The 16,750-nt window shown below is 62.7% G+C and carries 15 protein-coding genes; 13 read left to right on the forward strand and 2 right to left on the reverse strand.

Translation table 11 applies throughout. The features are described 5' to 3' along the window. Positions 1–45: 45 nt before the first annotated feature. From xylF to LCF59_RS04985, 13 genes are all read left to right on the forward strand, one after another. Positions 46–1,071 (forward strand): D-xylose ABC transporter substrate-binding protein, encoded by a 1,026-nt coding sequence (gene xylF, locus LCF59_RS04925; protein WP_292286183.1) that lies wholly within the window; start codon positions 46–48, stop codon positions 1,069–1,071. Positions 1,072–1,201: 130 nt separating this feature from the next. Next, positions 1,202–2,512, forward strand: coding sequence for a sugar ABC transporter permease (locus LCF59_RS04930; protein WP_292286185.1), 1,311 nt, complete (start codon positions 1,202–1,204; stop codon positions 2,510–2,512). Beyond that, positions 2,512–3,267, forward strand: a complete 756-nt coding sequence (locus LCF59_RS04935; protein ID WP_292286187.1) for an ATP-binding cassette domain-containing protein — start codon at positions 2,512–2,514, stop codon at positions 3,265–3,267. Before LCF59_RS04930 ends, LCF59_RS04935 begins: the two co-directional genes overlap by 1 nt. Positions 3,268–3,271: 4 nt before the next feature. Next, entirely contained in the window at positions 3,272–4,711 is a 1,440-nt protein-coding gene (xylB, locus tag LCF59_RS04940) for a xylulokinase (protein ID WP_292286189.1), read from the forward strand. 3 nt (positions 4,712–4,714) lie between these two features. Next, positions 4,715–6,010 carry a xylose isomerase gene (gene xylA, locus LCF59_RS04945; RefSeq protein ID WP_292286191.1) on the forward strand — a complete coding sequence of 432 codons (1,296 nt, stop codon included), beginning with the start codon at positions 4,715–4,717 and terminating at the stop codon, positions 6,008–6,010. A 490-nt stretch (positions 6,011–6,500) separates the two neighbouring features. Further along, positions 6,501–7,532, forward strand: a complete 1,032-nt coding sequence (locus LCF59_RS04950; protein ID WP_292286193.1) for a LacI family DNA-binding transcriptional regulator — start codon at positions 6,501–6,503, stop codon at positions 7,530–7,532. 95 nt (positions 7,533–7,627) lie between these two features. Further along, positions 7,628–8,932, forward strand: a complete 1,305-nt coding sequence (locus LCF59_RS04955) for a sugar ABC transporter substrate-binding protein (protein ID WP_292286195.1) — start codon at positions 7,628–7,630, stop codon at positions 8,930–8,932. 114 nt (positions 8,933–9,046) lie between these two features. Next, positions 9,047–9,913 carry a carbohydrate ABC transporter permease gene (locus tag LCF59_RS04960; protein ID WP_292286197.1) on the forward strand — a complete coding sequence of 289 codons (867 nt, stop codon included), beginning with the start codon at positions 9,047–9,049 and terminating at the stop codon, positions 9,911–9,913. A gap of 15 nt (positions 9,914–9,928) precedes the next feature. Next, the gene (locus LCF59_RS04965; protein ID WP_292286199.1) at positions 9,929–10,759 is read left to right on the forward strand and encodes a carbohydrate ABC transporter permease; all 831 of its coding nucleotides are present in this window, start codon (positions 9,929–9,931) and stop codon (positions 10,757–10,759) included. 12 nt (positions 10,760–10,771) lie between these two features. Next, the gene (locus tag LCF59_RS04970; protein WP_292286201.1) at positions 10,772–11,776 is read left to right on the forward strand and encodes an ABC transporter ATP-binding protein; all 1,005 of its coding nucleotides are present in this window, start codon (positions 10,772–10,774) and stop codon (positions 11,774–11,776) included. After that, a complete protein-coding gene (locus LCF59_RS04975) occupies positions 11,773–12,546 on the forward strand; it encodes an L-iditol 2-dehydrogenase (protein WP_292286203.1) in 774 nt (257 codons plus the stop codon). The genes LCF59_RS04970 and LCF59_RS04975 overlap by 4 nt, the downstream gene beginning before the upstream one ends. Then, positions 12,546–14,042 (forward strand): mannitol dehydrogenase family protein, encoded by a 1,497-nt coding sequence (locus tag LCF59_RS04980; protein WP_292286204.1) that lies wholly within the window; start codon positions 12,546–12,548, stop codon positions 14,040–14,042. Before LCF59_RS04975 ends, LCF59_RS04980 begins: the two co-directional genes overlap by 1 nt. Positions 14,043–14,190: 148 nt before the next feature. Further along, positions 14,191–14,847 carry a nucleoside triphosphate hydrolase gene (locus LCF59_RS04985; protein ID WP_292286207.1) on the forward strand — a complete coding sequence of 219 codons (657 nt, stop codon included), beginning with the start codon at positions 14,191–14,193 and terminating at the stop codon, positions 14,845–14,847. 42 nt (positions 14,848–14,889) lie between these two features. On the opposite strand, the gene LCF59_RS04990 is transcribed toward LCF59_RS04985, so the two are convergent. Together LCF59_RS04990 and LCF59_RS04995 are read right to left on the reverse strand one after the other, a co-directional pair. Continuing rightward, entirely contained in the window at positions 14,890–15,558 is a 669-nt protein-coding gene (locus tag LCF59_RS04990) for an NnrU family protein (protein ID WP_292286208.1), read from the reverse strand. 2 nt (positions 15,559–15,560) lie between these two features. Beyond that, positions 15,561–16,748 (reverse strand): NnrS family protein, encoded by a 1,188-nt coding sequence (locus LCF59_RS04995; protein ID WP_292286210.1) that lies wholly within the window; start codon positions 16,746–16,748, stop codon positions 15,561–15,563. Positions 16,749–16,750 lie beyond the last annotated feature (2 nt).

Here is a 16,750-nt window from a genome sequence, read left to right on the forward strand (position 1 = left end):
GGCTCGCAAACCAATTGTGGGTCTCAGACTGGGAGGAAATATCACATGCATAAATCCGTAATCGCCGCTGCCGCCATGGTGGTTGGCTTCAGCTCTGCCGCACTGGCGCAGGATTTGACCGTCGGCGTCAGCTGGTCGAACTTTCAGGAAGAACGCTGGAAGACCGACGAAGCCGCCATTGTCGCGGCTCTCGAAAGCGCCGGCGCGGACTATATCTCGACCGACGCACAGTCCTCGTCGTCCAAGCAGCTGTCCGATGTGGAGAGCCTCATCGCCCAAGGTGCGGATGCGCTGATCATTCTGGCGCAGGACGCCGATGCCATCACGCCGGCTGTGAGCGCCGCCGCGAACGAAGGCATTCCGGTCGTGGGGTATGACCGCCTGATCGACGATCCGCGCGCCTTCTACCTGACCTTTGACAATGTCGAGGTTGGCCGCATGCAGGCCCGCGCCGTGTTCGAGGAACAGCCGACTGGCAACTACGTGATGATCAAGGGCTCGTCGCAGGATCCGAATGCCGACTTCCTGCGCGCCGGCCAGCAAGAGGTCCTGCAAGACGCCATCGACTCCGGCGACATCAACATCGTGGGCGAAGCCTACACAGACGGCTGGCTGCCTGCCAACGCCCAGCGGAACATGGAGCAAATCCTTACGGCCAGCGACAACGAGGTGGATGCGGTCGTGGCGTCGAATGACGGCACTGCCGGCGGTGCCGTGGCCGCACTGACCGCGCAGGGCATGGAAGGTATTCCGGTCTCGGGTCAGGATGGTGACCACGCAGCGCTGAACCGCATCGCCCGCGGCACGCAAACCGTGTCCGTCTGGAAGGATGCCCGTGATCTGGGCCGCGAGGCCGCCGAAATCGCCGTCTCCATGGCCGAAGGGACCGCGATGTTGGACATCGACGGTGCGGAATCCTGGACGTCTCCTTCGGGAACCGAGCTGACTGCCAAATTCCTGGAGCCGGTTCCGGTCACCGCCGACAATCTCGAAGTGGTCGTGGACGCGGGCTGGATCGAACAAGAGGCACTGTGCCAGGGCGTCGAGAACGGCCCGGCGCCTTGTGACTGAGCGCCCGACGCACAGCGCATGACTGAGTCAGGGGCGGGTCCATATGGCCCGCCCCGCCTTCCCGACAGGTGATCCAGCCCGGCCCGGTGCCGCTTGCAAAGGGGCAGCCGGTCCAGACGACAGGACAGACATGACCGACACAGCATCCAAAGACGCCGACACCGACCTGCCCCAGGCGCGCAAACGGGGCCTCGTGGCTTCGCTCGAACTCGACATGCGCCTCTTGGGCATGATCGGGGCCTTCATCGTTATCGCGGTGGTCTTCAACATTCTCACCGGCGGTCGTTTCCTGACGCCACGCAACGTGTTCAACCTGACGATCCAGACCGTCAGCGTGGCCATCATGGCCACCGGAATGGTCTTCGTAATCGTCACACGCCACATTGACTTGTCCGTCGGATCCTTGTTGGCCACGACCTCGGCGGTCATGGCCATGCTGCAAACGGAATGGTTGTTGCAGATCTTCGGTTTTTCGCTGGGTCATCCGGCGCTGCCGTGGCTGGCCATCCTGGGCGGGCTTGTTGCAGGCACCGTGATCGGGGCCTTTAACGGCTACCTGATCGGCTACTTGACGATCCCGGCCTTCATCGTGACGCTGGGCGGACTGCTCATCTGGCGCAACGTGGCCTGGTACACGACCAACGGCCAGACCATCGGCCCGCTGAACGAGACCTACCAGATGTTCGGCGGGATTTCCGGCACGCTGGGCACCACCTGGTCTTGGACCTTTGCTGTCGTTGCCTCGGTCGCGGCGCTTTACGCCCTGTGGTCGGCCCGGCGTACCAAGCAAGGGCACGGCTTCCCGGTCAAGCCGCTCTGGGCCGAGGGCGCCGTGGGCGCGATCGCGGTTGGGGCCATCATGGGCTTCATCTGGCTGCTGAATTCCTACGAGGTGCCCCAGCGCGTGCTGGAACGTGACTTCGAGGCCCGCGGCGAGGTTCTGCCCGAAGGCTATACCGCCGCTTACGGTCTGCCAATCTCTGTACTCTTGCTGATTCTGGTGGCGCTTGTCATGACCATTGTCGCGCGGCGCACGCGGTTGGGCCGCTATATCTTCGCCACTGGCGGCAACCCTGACGCGGCCGAGCTTTCGGGGATCAACACGCGGCTTCTGACGGTCAAGATCTTCGCGATCATGGGCTTTCTCTGCGCGCTGTCCGCGGTGGTCGCCTCGGCCCGGCTGTCGTTCCATTCCAATGACATCGGCACGCTGGACGAGCTGCGCGTGATCGCCGCCGCCGTTATCGGTGGCACAGCGCTGTCGGGCGGGATCGGTACGATCTACGGGGCCATCCTGGGCGCGCTGATCATGCAGTCGCTGCAATCGGGTATGGCGATGGTGGGCGTGGATGCGCCCTTCCAGAATATCGTGGTGGGTGCCGTGCTGATCCTGGCCGTGCTCATCGACATCATCTACCGCAAGCGCACAGGAGATACCTGATGGCCGAGACACCGCTGGTCGAGCTTAACGACATCTCCATCGCTTTTGGCGGCGTTCAGGCCGTCGATCATGTCAGCGTCGATCTCTATCCCGGCGAGGTCGTGGGCCTGCTGGGTCACAACGGCGCGGGCAAGTCCACCTTGATCAAGTGCCTGTCTGGCGCCTACCGGATGGACTCCGGCGAAATCCGGATCAATGGCGAGCCTGCCGAGATCAACAACCCCCGCGACGCGCGGGCCTACAACATCGAGACGATCTACCAGACGCTGGCGCTTGCCGACAATCTGGATGCCGCCTCGAACCTGTTCCTGGGGCGTGAACTAACCACCATGACCGGCCTTGTCGACGATGGGGCCATGGAATCCGAGACCCGCAAGGTCATGGGGCGGCTGAACCCGTATTTCCAGAAGTTCTCGTCCCCCGTGTCGGCACTCTCGGGGGGGCAACGGCAATCCGTGGCCATCGCCCGCGCAGTCTATTTCAACGCGCGGATCCTGATCATGGACGAACCCACTGCCGCGCTCGGACCGCAAGAGACCCGCATGGTCGCGGATCTGATCCAAGAGCTGAAAAAACAGAACCTCGGCATCTTCCTGATCGATCACGACGTGCACCAGGTCAAAGAGCTTTGCGACCGTGCGGCGGTGATGAAGAACGGCAAACTTGTGGGCGTGGTCAAGGTGGATGACGTGACCACCGACGATCTTCTGGGCATGATCATCGCGGGCAAGACGCCCGAGGGCGTGGCGGCCTGATTCCATGACAACATTTCTGGGACTGGACCTCGGGACATCGTCGCTCAAGGCGATCCTGATCGATGAAAACGACGCGCTGCTGGCCGAGCACAGCGTCCCGCTGACCGTGTCGCGCCCCCATGACGGCTGCTCCGAGCAGGACCCCCGCGCCTGGGAGACCGCCGCCGAGGCGGCCATCGCCGCTGTTGCCGCCAAGGCCGATTGCAGCGGGCTGGCCGGGATCGGGCTGTCGGGGCACATGCACGGGGCCACGCTGCTGGGCCGGGACGGGGCGCCGCTGCGGCCCTGCATGATGTGGAACGACACCCGCGCCGGGGATCAGGCCGCGCGCATGGACGCAGATCCGCGTTTTCGCGCCATTACCGGCAACATCGTCTTTCCGGGCTTCACCGCCCCCAAGGTCGATTGGGTGCGCGAAACCGAGCCGGAGATCTTCGACAAGATCGACAAGGTGCTGTTGCCCAAGGACTACCTGCGTTTCTGGCTGACGGGCGAGGCCGTGTCGGAGATGTCGGATGCCGCTGGCACGAGCTGGCTGGACACCGGCGCGCGCGACTGGTCAGATGATCTGCTGGCCGCTTGCCGGCTGTCGCGAGGTCAGATGCCGCGACTGGCCGAAGGGTCAGAGGTCACGGGCACCCTGCGGGCTGAACTGGCGCAACGCTGGGGCCTGCCGCAGGTGCCCATCGCCGGCGGGGCCGGAGACAATGCTGCCGCCGCGATCGGGGCAGGGGTCGTCAAGGACGGCCAGGCCTTTCTGTCGCTGGGAACTTCTGGTGTGCTTTTCGCGGCCAATGCGGGCTATCGTCCGGACCCTGCCAGCGCCGTTCACGCCTTCTGCCACGCGGTTCCTGGGACCTGGCACCAGATGGGCGTGATCCTTGCGGCGACGGATGCGCTGGAATGGCTGTCGCGCCTGACCGGGCGCAGTGCCGCCGAGCTGACCTCCGGGCTTGGCGACCTGCACGCGCCGGGCCGGGTACTGTTTCTGCCCTATCTGGGCGGCGAGCGCACACCGCATAACGATGCAAACATCCGGGGCCAGTTCCTGAACCTAGACCACGCCACCGACGCCACCGAAGCCGCCCGCGCGGTGCTGGAGGGTGTCGCCCACGCCTTTGTCGACAGCCGCGATGCGCTCGCCGACACCGGGACGCAGATCACCCGCGCGCTGGCGCTGGGTGGCGGGACGCGGTCATCATACTGGCTCGATCTGCTGGCCTCGGCGCTGGGCGTGCCGCTGGACGTGCCGCAGGCCGGGGACTTCGGCGCGGCCCTGGGCGCGGCACGGCTGGGGCGCATGGCCGCCACCGGCGCGGGCGCCGAGATCGCCACACCACCGCCCGTTGCTTGCACCCATGACCCTAATCCGGCGCTGGCTGACCCCCTGGCACAAGCCCAGGCCCGCTATCGCGCCGCCTATCACAAGCTCAAGGATCTATAAGACATGACCAGTTTTTTCGACGGGATCGCCCCGATCCGCTACGAGGGCCCGCAAGGCGACAATGACTTTGCGTATCGCCACTACAACCCCGAGGAGGTCATCCTCGGCAAGCCAATGAAAGAGCATCTGCGCTTTGCCGTGGCCTATTGGCATTCCTTCGCCTGGGAGGGCAATGACCCCTTTGGCGGGCAGACCCTGATCCGCCCCTGGCAGCCCCAGGACAGCATGGAGCGTGCAAAGCTCAAGGCCGATGCCGCCTTCGAGCTGTTCGGGATCCTCGACGCGCCCTATTTCTGTTTTCACGATGCCGACGTGCGCCCTGAAGGCGACAGCTTTGCCGAAAACCATGCCCGTTTGGACGAGATCACGGACTACTTCGGCCAAAAGATGGAAGAAACAGGTACAGGGCTGCTCTGGGGGACTGCAAACCTCTTTTCGCACCGGCGCTTCATGTCTGGAGCAGCGACCAATCCTGACCCGGATGTCTATGCCTATGCCGCAGCGACGGTAAAATCCTGCCTGGATGCCACGCAGCGCCTTGGCGGAGAGAACTATGTCATGTGGGGCGGGCGCGAGGGCTACGAGACCCTGCTCAACACCGATCTGGCCCGCGAACGCGAGCAGGCGGGCCGGTTCCTGTGCCAGGTGGTGGAGTATGCGCGCAAGATCGGTTTCGAGGGTCAGCTTCTGATCGAGCCCAAGCCGCAGGAGCCGACCAAGCACCAGTATGACTATGATGTCGCCACGGTTTACGGGTTCCTCAAGGATTTCGGCCTGGAAAACGAGGTCCGCGTCAACATCGAATGCGGCCACGCGGTGCTGGCGGGGCACAGCTTCGAGCATGAACTCGCGCTGGCCGGGGCATTGGGCATCCTTGGTTCCATCGACATGAACCGCAACGATTACCAATCCGGTTGGGACACCGACCAATTCCCCAACAACGTGCCCGAGGTGGCGCTTGCCTACTACGAGATCCTGCGCGCCGGTGGACTGGGCCGGGGTGGCACCAACTTCGACGCCAAGCTACGGCGTCAGTCCATCGACCCTGCCGACCTCGTGCTGGCACATGTGGGCGGCATGGACACCTGTGCTGCGGGCTTCAAAGCCGCCGCGCGGATGCTGGAGGATGGCGAGCTGGAAGAGGCCCGGCAAGCCCGGTACGCAGGTTGGGACAGCTCTGATCTGTTGGGGCAGGACCTGGAAGCCATCGCACAGCGGGTGATCGAGCAGGACCTTGATCCACAGCCGCGATCCGGTCGCCAGGAGCGGCTTGAAAACCTGGTGAACCGGTATCTCTGAACGCTTTGGCGGGCATTCCCCTGCGATGTCGCGGATATTTACCAGTGGGTGTCAGTCTCGACTGACACCTGCGAAACGGTGGAAAAGCGCGGGGTGGATCAGGACAAAGCCCGGAGGCTTTGTTCGGTCGATCAAGCAACGAACCCGAATCCTGAAAACAGCCGACTGACATGCAACCAAAGTCACGGCTTTGGGCCTTGGCCCAGGTCGCTTGGGTGGCGGCGACGGTACGCGTCTTGCCGCCTTGGCGGCAATGACGTCCGGCAGGCCCCTGACCGGGCGTGGCGTTTTTCCAACGGGCCGGTCCTTTCGCGCCAGCCCTATCGGTCAAGACATTTCACGACCAATTTACACCCGACCAGACCGCGTTAGTATGGTGTGTGGAATGGTGAGCTTTTCGCGCGTCAATTATGCTCAGGCCATGTTGATGCTATACGGACCGCTCAGGGCCCGGGGCTGGATGCGAGGGCGAAGCTGATGGATTGTCGGAATGCGTGAGCAGAAAATAAGAACGATGGAGGATTTCGCGGCCGCGAGCGGGATTTCGCGCCCGACGGTGTCCAAGTATTTCAACGATCCGGACAGCGTGCGGCGATCCACCCGGCAGAAGATCGAAGAGGCGTTGGAACGGTTCGAGTATCGCCCGAACATCTTCGCAATGAACCAGAACCGGCGCGCGACAAAAAATATCGGTATCATTGTACCCTACCTTGCAGATCCTTTCTTTGCCGAGATCGTACGGGTGATCGAGAGGCGCTGCATAGACGCGGGTTTTTCACCGTCCTTGTTCAGCTCTCACGGGGAACGCGAGCGCGAGATCGACATCCTGGACAACCTTCGATCCCTGAAGCCGGCGGGTGTCTTGCTGGCGCCGCTGGGGCGCCAGTCCGACAAACCCGCGATCGAGGCGTTTTGCCGCGACGTTCCCACCGTCCTGTTCGACAGCAGTATCGAGGGGATGGGCGAAGCCTTTGTCGGGTCTGACAATTACAGCTTTGTGTCGCAAACCGTCGAATACCTGAGCCGAACCGGCGACCGGCCCTGTTTTTTTGAGATGATGCACCCCGCCAACCCCAACGCCAACAAGCGCCGCGACGCCTATCTGAGCATGATGCAGAGATTGCAGCTTGAGCCGCATGTGTTGCGCGTTGCCGGTGAGGGCTGGGGCTTCGAAGAAATCGGACGGCAAGGTGGTCTGAAACTCCTCGCCGAGGATGGCTTGCCGACAAATACGGTCCTTTGTTCGAACGACCGGTTGGCGATCGGGTTCCTTGCGGCCTGCTACGAGAAAGGCGTGCGGGTCGGCCGGGCCGAGGGATGCGATCTGCGTGTCGCCTCGCATGATGGCCATCCGTTTTCACAATTCACCTGCCCGTCCCTGACCACATCCGCGCATGATTATGCAACGGTGTCGGAACACGTCGTCAAAACCCTGTTTCGCCTGATCGAGAGCGGCGGGCGATTCGAAAAACGCGAGGAGACGTTGTTCCCGGCGCGGTTGATCATGCGCGACTCCGCTTGATTTCAATCAAAACTTCACGCGCGTAAAAATTTGTTGACGCGATGATAAATTGCGTTCTAGGGTCTCGCCACACCATCCAAATTAGGGAGGATAGGATGAAACTTTCGAACGCACTTCGTGCGGCAACGGCGTTGACGCTGGTTGCCGGCGTATCGCAGGCTGAAACGATCACCATCGCCACCGTGAACAACGGCGACATGATCCGGATGCAGGGCTACACCGACGACTTCACTGAAAAGACCGGCCACGAGGTCGAATGGGTGACGCTGGAAGAAAATGTGCTGCGCCAGCGCGTCACAACCGATATTTCCACCAATGGCGGCCAGTTCGACATCATGACCATCGGCATGTACGAAACCCCGATCTGGGGTGCGAACGGCTGGCTGGTGCCACTGGACGATCTGTCCGAGGAATACGACGTGGACGACATCCTGCCCGCCATGCGCGGCGGCCTGTCCAATGACGGCACTCTCTATGCCGCGCCGTTCTACGGCGAAAGCTCCATGGTCATGTATCGCACCGACCTGATGGAAGAGGCCGGGCTCGAGATGCCCGAAGCCCCGAGCTGGCAGTTCATCCGTGAAGCGGCCGCTGCCATGGACGATCCCGAAAACGACATCAACGGTATCTGCCTGCGCGGCAAGGCGGGCTGGGGCGAAGGCGGTGCCTTCATCACCGTGACGGGCAATTCTTTCGGGGCGCGCTGGTTCGACGAAAACTGGAACGCCCAGTTCGACCAGCCCAATTGGAAAGAGGCGCTGGAATTCTACGTCAACCTGATGAACGACTACGGCCCCGACGGCTATGCGACGAACGGTTTCAACGAAAACCTGTCGTTGTTCCAGCAGGGCAAGTGCGGCATGTGGATCGACGCCACCGTGGCAGCCTCCTTCGTGACCAACCCCGATGATTCGACCGTGGCCGACAGCGTCGGCTTCGCGCTGGCCCCGAATGCCGAGGGCGTGGAAAAGCGCTCCAACTGGCTGTGGGCCTGGGCCTTGGCGATCCCTGCCGGCACCCAGAAGGAAGACGCTGCTAAAGAGTTCATCGAATGGGCTACCTCGAAGGAATACATCGAGCTGGTGGCCGAGAACGAAGGCTGGGCCAACGTGCCCCCGGGTGCCCGGACCTCGCTCTACGAGACACCGGAATACCAGGAAGTGCCTTTTGCCCAGATGACGCTGGATTCCATCCACGCGGCTGATCCGACCGATCCGACCGTCGATCCGGTGCCCTATGTCGGCATTCAGTTCGTCGCCATCCCGGAATTTGCCGGTATCGCCACCGAGGTGAGCCAGGAATTCTCGGCCGTCTATGCAGGCCAGCAGTCGATCGACGAGGCCCTTGAAAAGGCCCAGGCCATCACCAACGAAGCGATGGAAGCAGCAGGCTACCGCTAAGGTGTGACCTTTCCCGAGGGTGGCCCCGTGCCACCCTCGGTTCTCCAAACCCAGTCGACTTCCACATTCCTCGTCAGCCTCGGCCTGCTTCGGGCCGATCTAGGAGACTATCCAATGGCGACCAAGGCTTCCCGATCCGCCGCCCGCCTGATGATGGCGCCTGCCGTGATCCTGCTGATGGGCTGGATGCTGGTACCGCTGACGATGACCGTGTGGTTCTCGTTCCGCAAATACCTGCCGCTGCGCGGGGGCGACCTGGGGCCGGCGGGGTTCGACAATTACGTCCGTTTCGTGACCTCCAGCAGTTTCTGGCCCGCCGTCTGGACGACACTGATCATCGTCGGTGGCGTTCTGTTGATCACCGTTGTGCTGGGCATTTTGCTTGCACTGTTGCTGGATCAACCGATGTGGGGGCAGGGCGTCGTGCGTATTCTTGTCATCGCCCCGTTCTTCGTGATGCCCACGGTTTCCGCGCTGGTCTGGAAAAACATGTTCATGGATCCGACCAACGGTCTGTTTGCGCATTTGTGGCGCTTGTTCGGGGCCGAGCCGGTGGCCTGGCTGTCCGAGGCGTCGATGGGGTCGATCGTCATGATCGTGTCCTGGCAGTGGCTGCCCTTCGCCACGCTGATCCTGCTGACCGCGATCCAGTCGCTGGATAGCGAACAGCTGGAAGCCGCCGAAATGGACGGTGCCGGGCCGCTGCAACGTTTCGGCCATATCATCCTGCCGCATCTGGGCCGCGCGATCACGATCGTGATCCTGATCCAGACGATTTTCCTGCTGTCGATCTTTGCAGAGATTTTCGTCACCACCGGCGGCGCCTTCGGCACCCGGACGCTCACCTACCTGATTTTCCAGCGCGTGCTGGAAAGCCAGAATGTCGGGTTGGGGTCTGCAGGCGGTGTCTATGCCATCATACTTGCCAATATCGTTGCCATCTTCCTGATGCGTATCGTCGGCAAGAACCTGGACGCGTGAGGAGGACCTGATCACATGGCACGCGCCGTCAGCACACAACGCAAGACACTGACCACCGCCCTGGCCTGGGCAATCGGGTTGGTGATCTTCTTTCCGATCCTCTGGACGGTCCTGACCAGCTTCAAAACCGAGGCGCAGGCCATCGCCAACCCGCCCATCTTCCTGAATTTCGACTGGACCCTGGAAAACTATGCCATCGTTCAGGAGCGGTCGAACTACATGCGGTTCCTGTGGAACTCGGTGATCCTGGCGGGCGGGTCGACATTGCTGGGCATCATCATCGCGGTGCCTGCGGCCTGGTCCATGGCCTTCGTACCCTCCAAGCGAACCAAGGACATCCTGCTGTGGATGTTGTCCACCAAGATGCTGCCCGCGGTCGGCGTGCTTTACCCGATCTATCTATTGTTCATCAAAATGGGGTTGCTCGACAGTCGCGCCGGGATGGTCATTGTTCTGATGCTGATCAACCTGCCGATCATCGTCTGGATGCTGTACACATACTTCCGCGAAATCCCCGGCGAGATCCTCGAAGCGGCGCGCATGGATGGTGCGACCCTGAAAGAGGAACTCATCTATATCCTGACCCCAATGGCCATTCCCGGCATCGCTTCCACGGTGTTGCTCAACTTCATCTTGGCCTGGAACGAGGCGTTCTGGACGCTGAACCTGACGGCCGTCGACGCGGCGCCGCTGACCGCCTTCATCGCCAGCTATTCCAGCCCCGAGGGCCTGTTCTTCGCCAAGCTAAGCGCGGCCTCCACCATGGCCATCGCACCGATCCTCATCCTCGGCTGGTTCAGCCAGAAACAACTTGTCCGTGGCCTGACCTTCGGCGCCGTCAAATAAGGAAGATCCGCAATGGGACGCATTCAACTGAAAGACGTGACCAAGAGCTTTGGCGAGGCGCAGGTCATTCCGCCCCTGAACCTGACCATCGAGGACGGGGAGTTCACGGTCTTCGTCGGTCCGTCGGGCTGCGGCAAGTCCACCTTGCTGCGCCTGATCGCGGGGCTGGAGGATATCACCTCGGGCGTGATCGAGATCAACGGCGAGGATGCCACCGATGTCGTCCCCGCACGGCGCGGCCTGGCCATGGTGTTCCAGTCCTACGCGCTTTATCCACACATGAGCGTGCGCAAGAACATCGCCTTTCCGCTGCGCATGGCAAAGATGAGCCCGGACGAAATCGACAGGCGGGTGAAATCGGCTGCCGATGTGCTGAACCTCACCGATTACCTGGAACGCCGCCCCGGGCAGCTGTCGGGCGGTCAGCGCCAACGCGTCGCCATCGGGCGCGCGATTGTCCGCGAACCTGCGGCCTTTTTGTTCGATGAACCGCTGTCCAACCTCGATGCCGCGCTGCGCGTCGGTATGCGGATGGAGATTTCCGAGCTGCACAAGAAGCTCGACACGACGATGGTCTATGTCACACATGACCAGGTCGAGGCCATGACAATGGCCGACAAGATCGTGGTCCTGCAGGCTGGTTATATCGAACAGGTCGGCAGCCCTCTGGAACTCTACCAGCGGCCAAAGAACACCTTTGTCGCCGGGTTCATCGGGTCGCCCAAGATGAACCTTGTGACCGGAGCAGAGGCAGCCAGACATGACGCCACAACCATCGGCATCCGGCCCGAGCATATAGACATATCGGATTCCGAGGGGGCGTGGAAAGGCATCGTCGGCGTTTCCGAGCATCTTGGATCCGACACGTTCTTCCATATTCACAGCGACATCTCCGACGAACCACTGACCGTTCGCGCTTCGGGCGAGCTGTTGCTTGACTACGGCGCCACGGTTTTTCTGACCCCGCGGGCCGAGTATCTGCACCGTTTCGACGCAAGGGGGCTGAGGATCGAATGAAACGACTTGAAAACAAGACCGCCCTGATCACCGGGGCCGCACGCGGCATCGGCCTGGCCTTTGCAAAGGCCTATGTGGCCGAGGGCGCGCGCGTCGTTATCGCCGATATCGACATCACCCGCGCGCGGGCCGCCGCCGAAGAGATCGGCGCGGCTGCGGTCGCGATCGAGATGGACGCGACACGGCAGGAAAGCATCGAGGGCGCGGTCGAGACCGCGGCAGAGGCCTTTGGCGGGATCGACATCCTGATCAACAATGCCGCGCTCTTCACGGCCGCGCCCATCATCGAGATCACCCGCGACGACTACACCCGGATTTTCGATCTCAACGTCGCGGGGACGCTCTTTACCATGCAGGTGGTGGCCCGGCACATGATCGACCGCGGAAAGGGCGGCAAGATCATCAACATGGCCAGCCAGGCGGGCCGCCGGGGCGAACCGCTGGTCGCGATCTACTGCGCCTCCAAGGCGGCCGTTATCAGCCTGACGCAATCGGCGGGTCTCAACCTGATCGAACACGGCATCAACGTGAACGCCATCTCGCCGGGTGTCGTGGACGGCGAACACTGGGATGGTGTCGATGCCTTCTTTGCCAAACATGAAGGCAAGGCGCCGGGCCAGAAGAAAAAAGAGGTGAGCGCCAGCGTGCCTTACGGGCGCATGGGACGGGCCTCTGACCTGACCGGCATGGCGATCTTCCTTGCGTCGGAGGAGGCCAATTACATCGTGGCACAGACTTACAATGTCGATGGCGGGAACTGGATGAGCTGATGCGATCTGCTGCGCCTTTATCTGCCCCCGTTCCGCTCATCGAGGCGACGCTCGACGCTCTGCCTGAGGGCGTGTCAGGCCCGGTCTACGATCGCGGCGCCCTGACCCCGGGCATCGTCCATATTGGCGTCGGAAATTTCCATCGCGCCCACCAATCCTGGTATCTGCACCGCCTGATGCAGCAGGGGTTGGCCCATGACTGGGCCATCATCGGCGCGGGCGTGCGGCCATATGATGCCGCCATGCGCGAAAAGCTGCTGGCGCAGGATTGCCTGACCACCTTGATCGAGCTGGACCCGTCGGGCAGTTCCGCCGAGGTGGTCGGTTCAATGATTGATTACCTGCCTATCGAAGAAGGTAATGCGCCCCTGATCGCGCAGATGGCCGATCCGGCCATTCGCATCGTCGCCCTGACCGTGACCGAGGGCGGCTATTATATCGACCCGGTCAGTGGCGGATTTGACAGCGCCCACCCGGATATGCGCCATGATGTCGAAAACCCGGATCGCCCGCGCACGGCCTTTGGGGCGATGGTCGCCGCGCTCAGGCAGCGACGGGACGCGGGGTATGGTCCGTTCACCGCCCAAAGCTGCGACAACCTGTTGGGCAATGGCGGTATCCTGAGGCAGACCGTGGTATCGCTTGCACGGCTCAGCGATCCGGACCTCGCCGATTGGATCGAGGCAGAGGGCAGTTTTCCCAATTCCATGGTCGATTGCATCGTCCCGGCCACGGGCGATGCGGAACGCGCCCTTGTGCGGGAGTTCGGCATTTCGGACGCGGCCCCTGTCACACACGAGAATTTCCGCCAATGGGTGATCGAGGATGATTTCTGCGCGGGCCGTCCGGAATGGGATGCGGTTGGCGCGACCTTCTCGGACCAGGTGCACGCCTACGAGATGATGAAACTGCGCATTCTAAATGCAGGGCATCAGATCTTGGCGAATGTCGGCGAGATTCTTGGGGTCGAGACGATCTCGGGATGTATGCAACACCACGGTATCAGCGCCTTCTTTCACAAGGTGCAGCACGACGAGATCGTGCGTCATGTCGCGCCGGTTCCGGGGATGAATGCGTCCGACTACGTGGAACTGGTCGCCCGGCGCTTTGCCAATCCGTCCATCGTCGACACGACCCGCCGGGTCGCCTTCGATGGATCCTCGCGCCATACCGGCTTTCTACTACCGGTGCTTCGGGAGGCGCTGGCCGAGGGCGCGCCCATCGAGGGACTGGCGCTGGTCGAGGCGCTCTGGGCGCGAATGTGCGCCGGGATCCGCGAAGATGGCAGCGTGATCGACCCCAATGATCCGCATTGGGATCGGCTCAACGCGGTCGCTAAGCGGGCGCGGACGGACCCGCACGTCTGGATTTCCCAAGATCAGGTATATGGTGAGCTTGCGTCGAGCGAGCGCTTTGCCGAAGCCTTTGGCAAATGGCTGGGCCTCATCTGGTCTCACGGCGCCGAGGCTGCGCTGGAGGCTTATTGTCCGCGATAGAGCCCGTGGCGCACAAGTGGGTCCAGATTTTGCGGCACCCGGACCTGCGGGCCGGTATGCACGGTGGGAGCCCAACTCAACACCCGGGCAACTCCGGAATTGCCCGGACCAGACGCCTGGCGGGATCAACCGATAAGGACTGCGAAACATGCAAGAGACGAGCAGCGAAACCGTGATGCAAACCCTTGTCCAAGCCGTCTTGGAAAAGCTCGGCATGGGTGGACGGATCCTGCTGGCAATTGCAGGGCCACCCGCCAGTGGGAAGTCGACGGTGTCTGCCCTTCTGCAGGCGCGGCTGACACAGGAGGGCGTTCGCGCGGTTGTCGTGCCAATGGACGGGTTCCACCTCGACAACCGGGTTTTGGACGAACGCGGTCTTCGGGCGAAAAAGGGGGCGCCGGAAACTTTTGATGTCGACGGGTTCACCGCGGTGCTGCGCCAGCTGCGCGTAACCGACCGCACCATCTACCTTCCGGTTTTTGATCGGGAGAAGGACCTGTCCATCGCGGCGGCCCGCGTTGTCGATCCGGAAACAGACGTTGTGATCGTCGAGGGCAATTATCTGCTCTTCGACGAACCTGACTGGCGTTCAATGGCGGATCTTTGGGATCTCTCCGTTTGGATCGACACACCACCAAGCGTGGTGCGGCAGAGATGCATTCAGAGGTGGCTGGATCACGATCACACGCCTGAGGCTGCCAAAGCCCGGGCCGAGGGCAATGACCTGGTCAACGCGGATCGGATCAGGGTGGCACGGTTGCCAGCGGATGTCGTTCTGTCCGAACCGGTGGATATTTCGGAATAACCCGTGGTCTGGTCCGCTCCCCCGGACCCCATATCGACGCGCTCAGAGGGCGGGCACCCCGATGACATATGGGTGGGCCAGGATCAGGGCTGCGAATACGACAAGGCCGACGAGGCCCCGCAGGATGACCCCGCGCCAGGAGAGCGGTCGTTGCAATCGCGGGGCAGCCTTGCGCGCGGACACGAGCGCGGTCCAATGCGACAGTCCGAGGTCCCGCCGCTTGCGCCGGTCGATCAGCGTCTGCCCAGCGATGGCAAAGCCGCCCAGCACGGCGAACAGGATGACATGGGCCAGATCTCCGTTTGACAAAAGGTGCACGCCAGCCCAGAGGGCCAGCGCCAGCAGGACCGGGTGCCGGGTCCTGCGCACGATCCCCGCCCGGTCCGGGTCGAAGCTGTCGTTCCGCGTCCCGCCAAAGGAGAAGGGATTGGGCCGCGCGATGCTGAACGCAAGGATCAGGCACACCGCCAACATGCCCAGATGCGCGACGTGCCGGTGCCAGCCCATCTGATACCAGAGCTGCAGATAGGGCGCCGCGCCGGCAGCCCGGATCAGGAAGGTCAGCATCGCCAGCGACAGGGCCGAGTAGGCCCATCCGAAGCCACGCGGGCCAAGCGCGCCGACAAGCCGCGCCTTGACTGCCGGGCGCAGCGGTATCGAATGCGTCAGGAGAAAGCCTGCGAAGACAGCGGCAAATCCGGCCCATCCCATTGTCATTTCTCCGGTTTCGGCCGTAGCAAGGACGGGCCATAGGCGGCCACGAACCCTGCGAAGGCTGCAATCCATAGCACCCCGGAAATATGGCTCAGGGCAATGTGCACCGACGACAGGACCCGCGCCAGAACCGCTCCGAACAGGCAAAGGTAGATGGCGATGGTCGCCCCGTTCGCGGTCAGCGCCCGACCGGTATGGCCAAGGCTGGCCCGTGTCATCACTGCCATGGTCATCGCGCCGATGGCGCCGGTCATCCACAGGTGCTGCGCCGCAGCGCTGCTGAACCGGCCAGCGATCAGGTCCAGCCCGAGTGCAAGCGCCCCCGCCGGAATAAAAAGATAGGCGGCATGCAACCCCCAGAGAAGCGGCTCGCGCAGCGTCTGATGCGGCTGCCAGCGGACCTGTCGCGCCAAATGCAAGATGCCCATGCCGATCAAAGCCACCCCGGTCTGGGGCGCGAACGGCCACAAGACCCAAAGCGCCAGCGCTGCAATGGTCACCAGCAGAACCAGCTTGTCGAACCTCTGCATCGGCGGGGCAGGGCGCGCGGGACGGTTGATCTTGACCAGCCAGTTGCGCGTGAAGGACGGGATGATCCGCCCGCCGATCACCGCGATCATCATCACCGCCGTCGCGACGCCAAGGCGCAGGCCAATGCCCTGGGCCGGATAGCCGCCCGTGATGGCTTCGATGTGGAACAAGGCATTGGCCAGGGCGAAGGCCGCCAGCAGAGCCAGCACGACCAGGTTGCGCCAGTTCTTTCCGACCACGATCTCGCGCAAGACCAGGCCGCCCAAAGCGATGGGAAAGGCCAGATCGACCACTGCTGCAATGCCCGCCGGTAGCAGCGCAGAAACCAGCACCGCGATCCGCCCGGCCACCCAGAGCGCAAAAAGCGCGGCCAGACGCCAGCCGACCATCGGCAGACGCCCCGTCCAGTTCGGGACAGCCGTTAGCAGGAACCCGGCCAGGACCGCCCCAAGATAGCCGAAAAGAAACGCATGGGCGTGCCACGACACCGGGTCGAACCGGCTCGGAAGCGCAAGTGTGCCCGCCAGCATTGGCAACCAGAGCAGCATCGCCAGTACGGCCCAGGCCGCGCCGAACAGGAAAAAGGGCCGGAACCCGAAGCTGAACAGCGCCGGTCCAGCCCAGGCGCGCATTTGCTCTGCCGATGTGTTTGCCATTG

Origin of the sequence: Marivita sp. (genome assembly GCF_020055675.1) — a bacterium.
Taxonomy (GTDB): Bacteria; Pseudomonadota; Alphaproteobacteria; order Rhodobacterales; family Rhodobacteraceae; genus Marivita.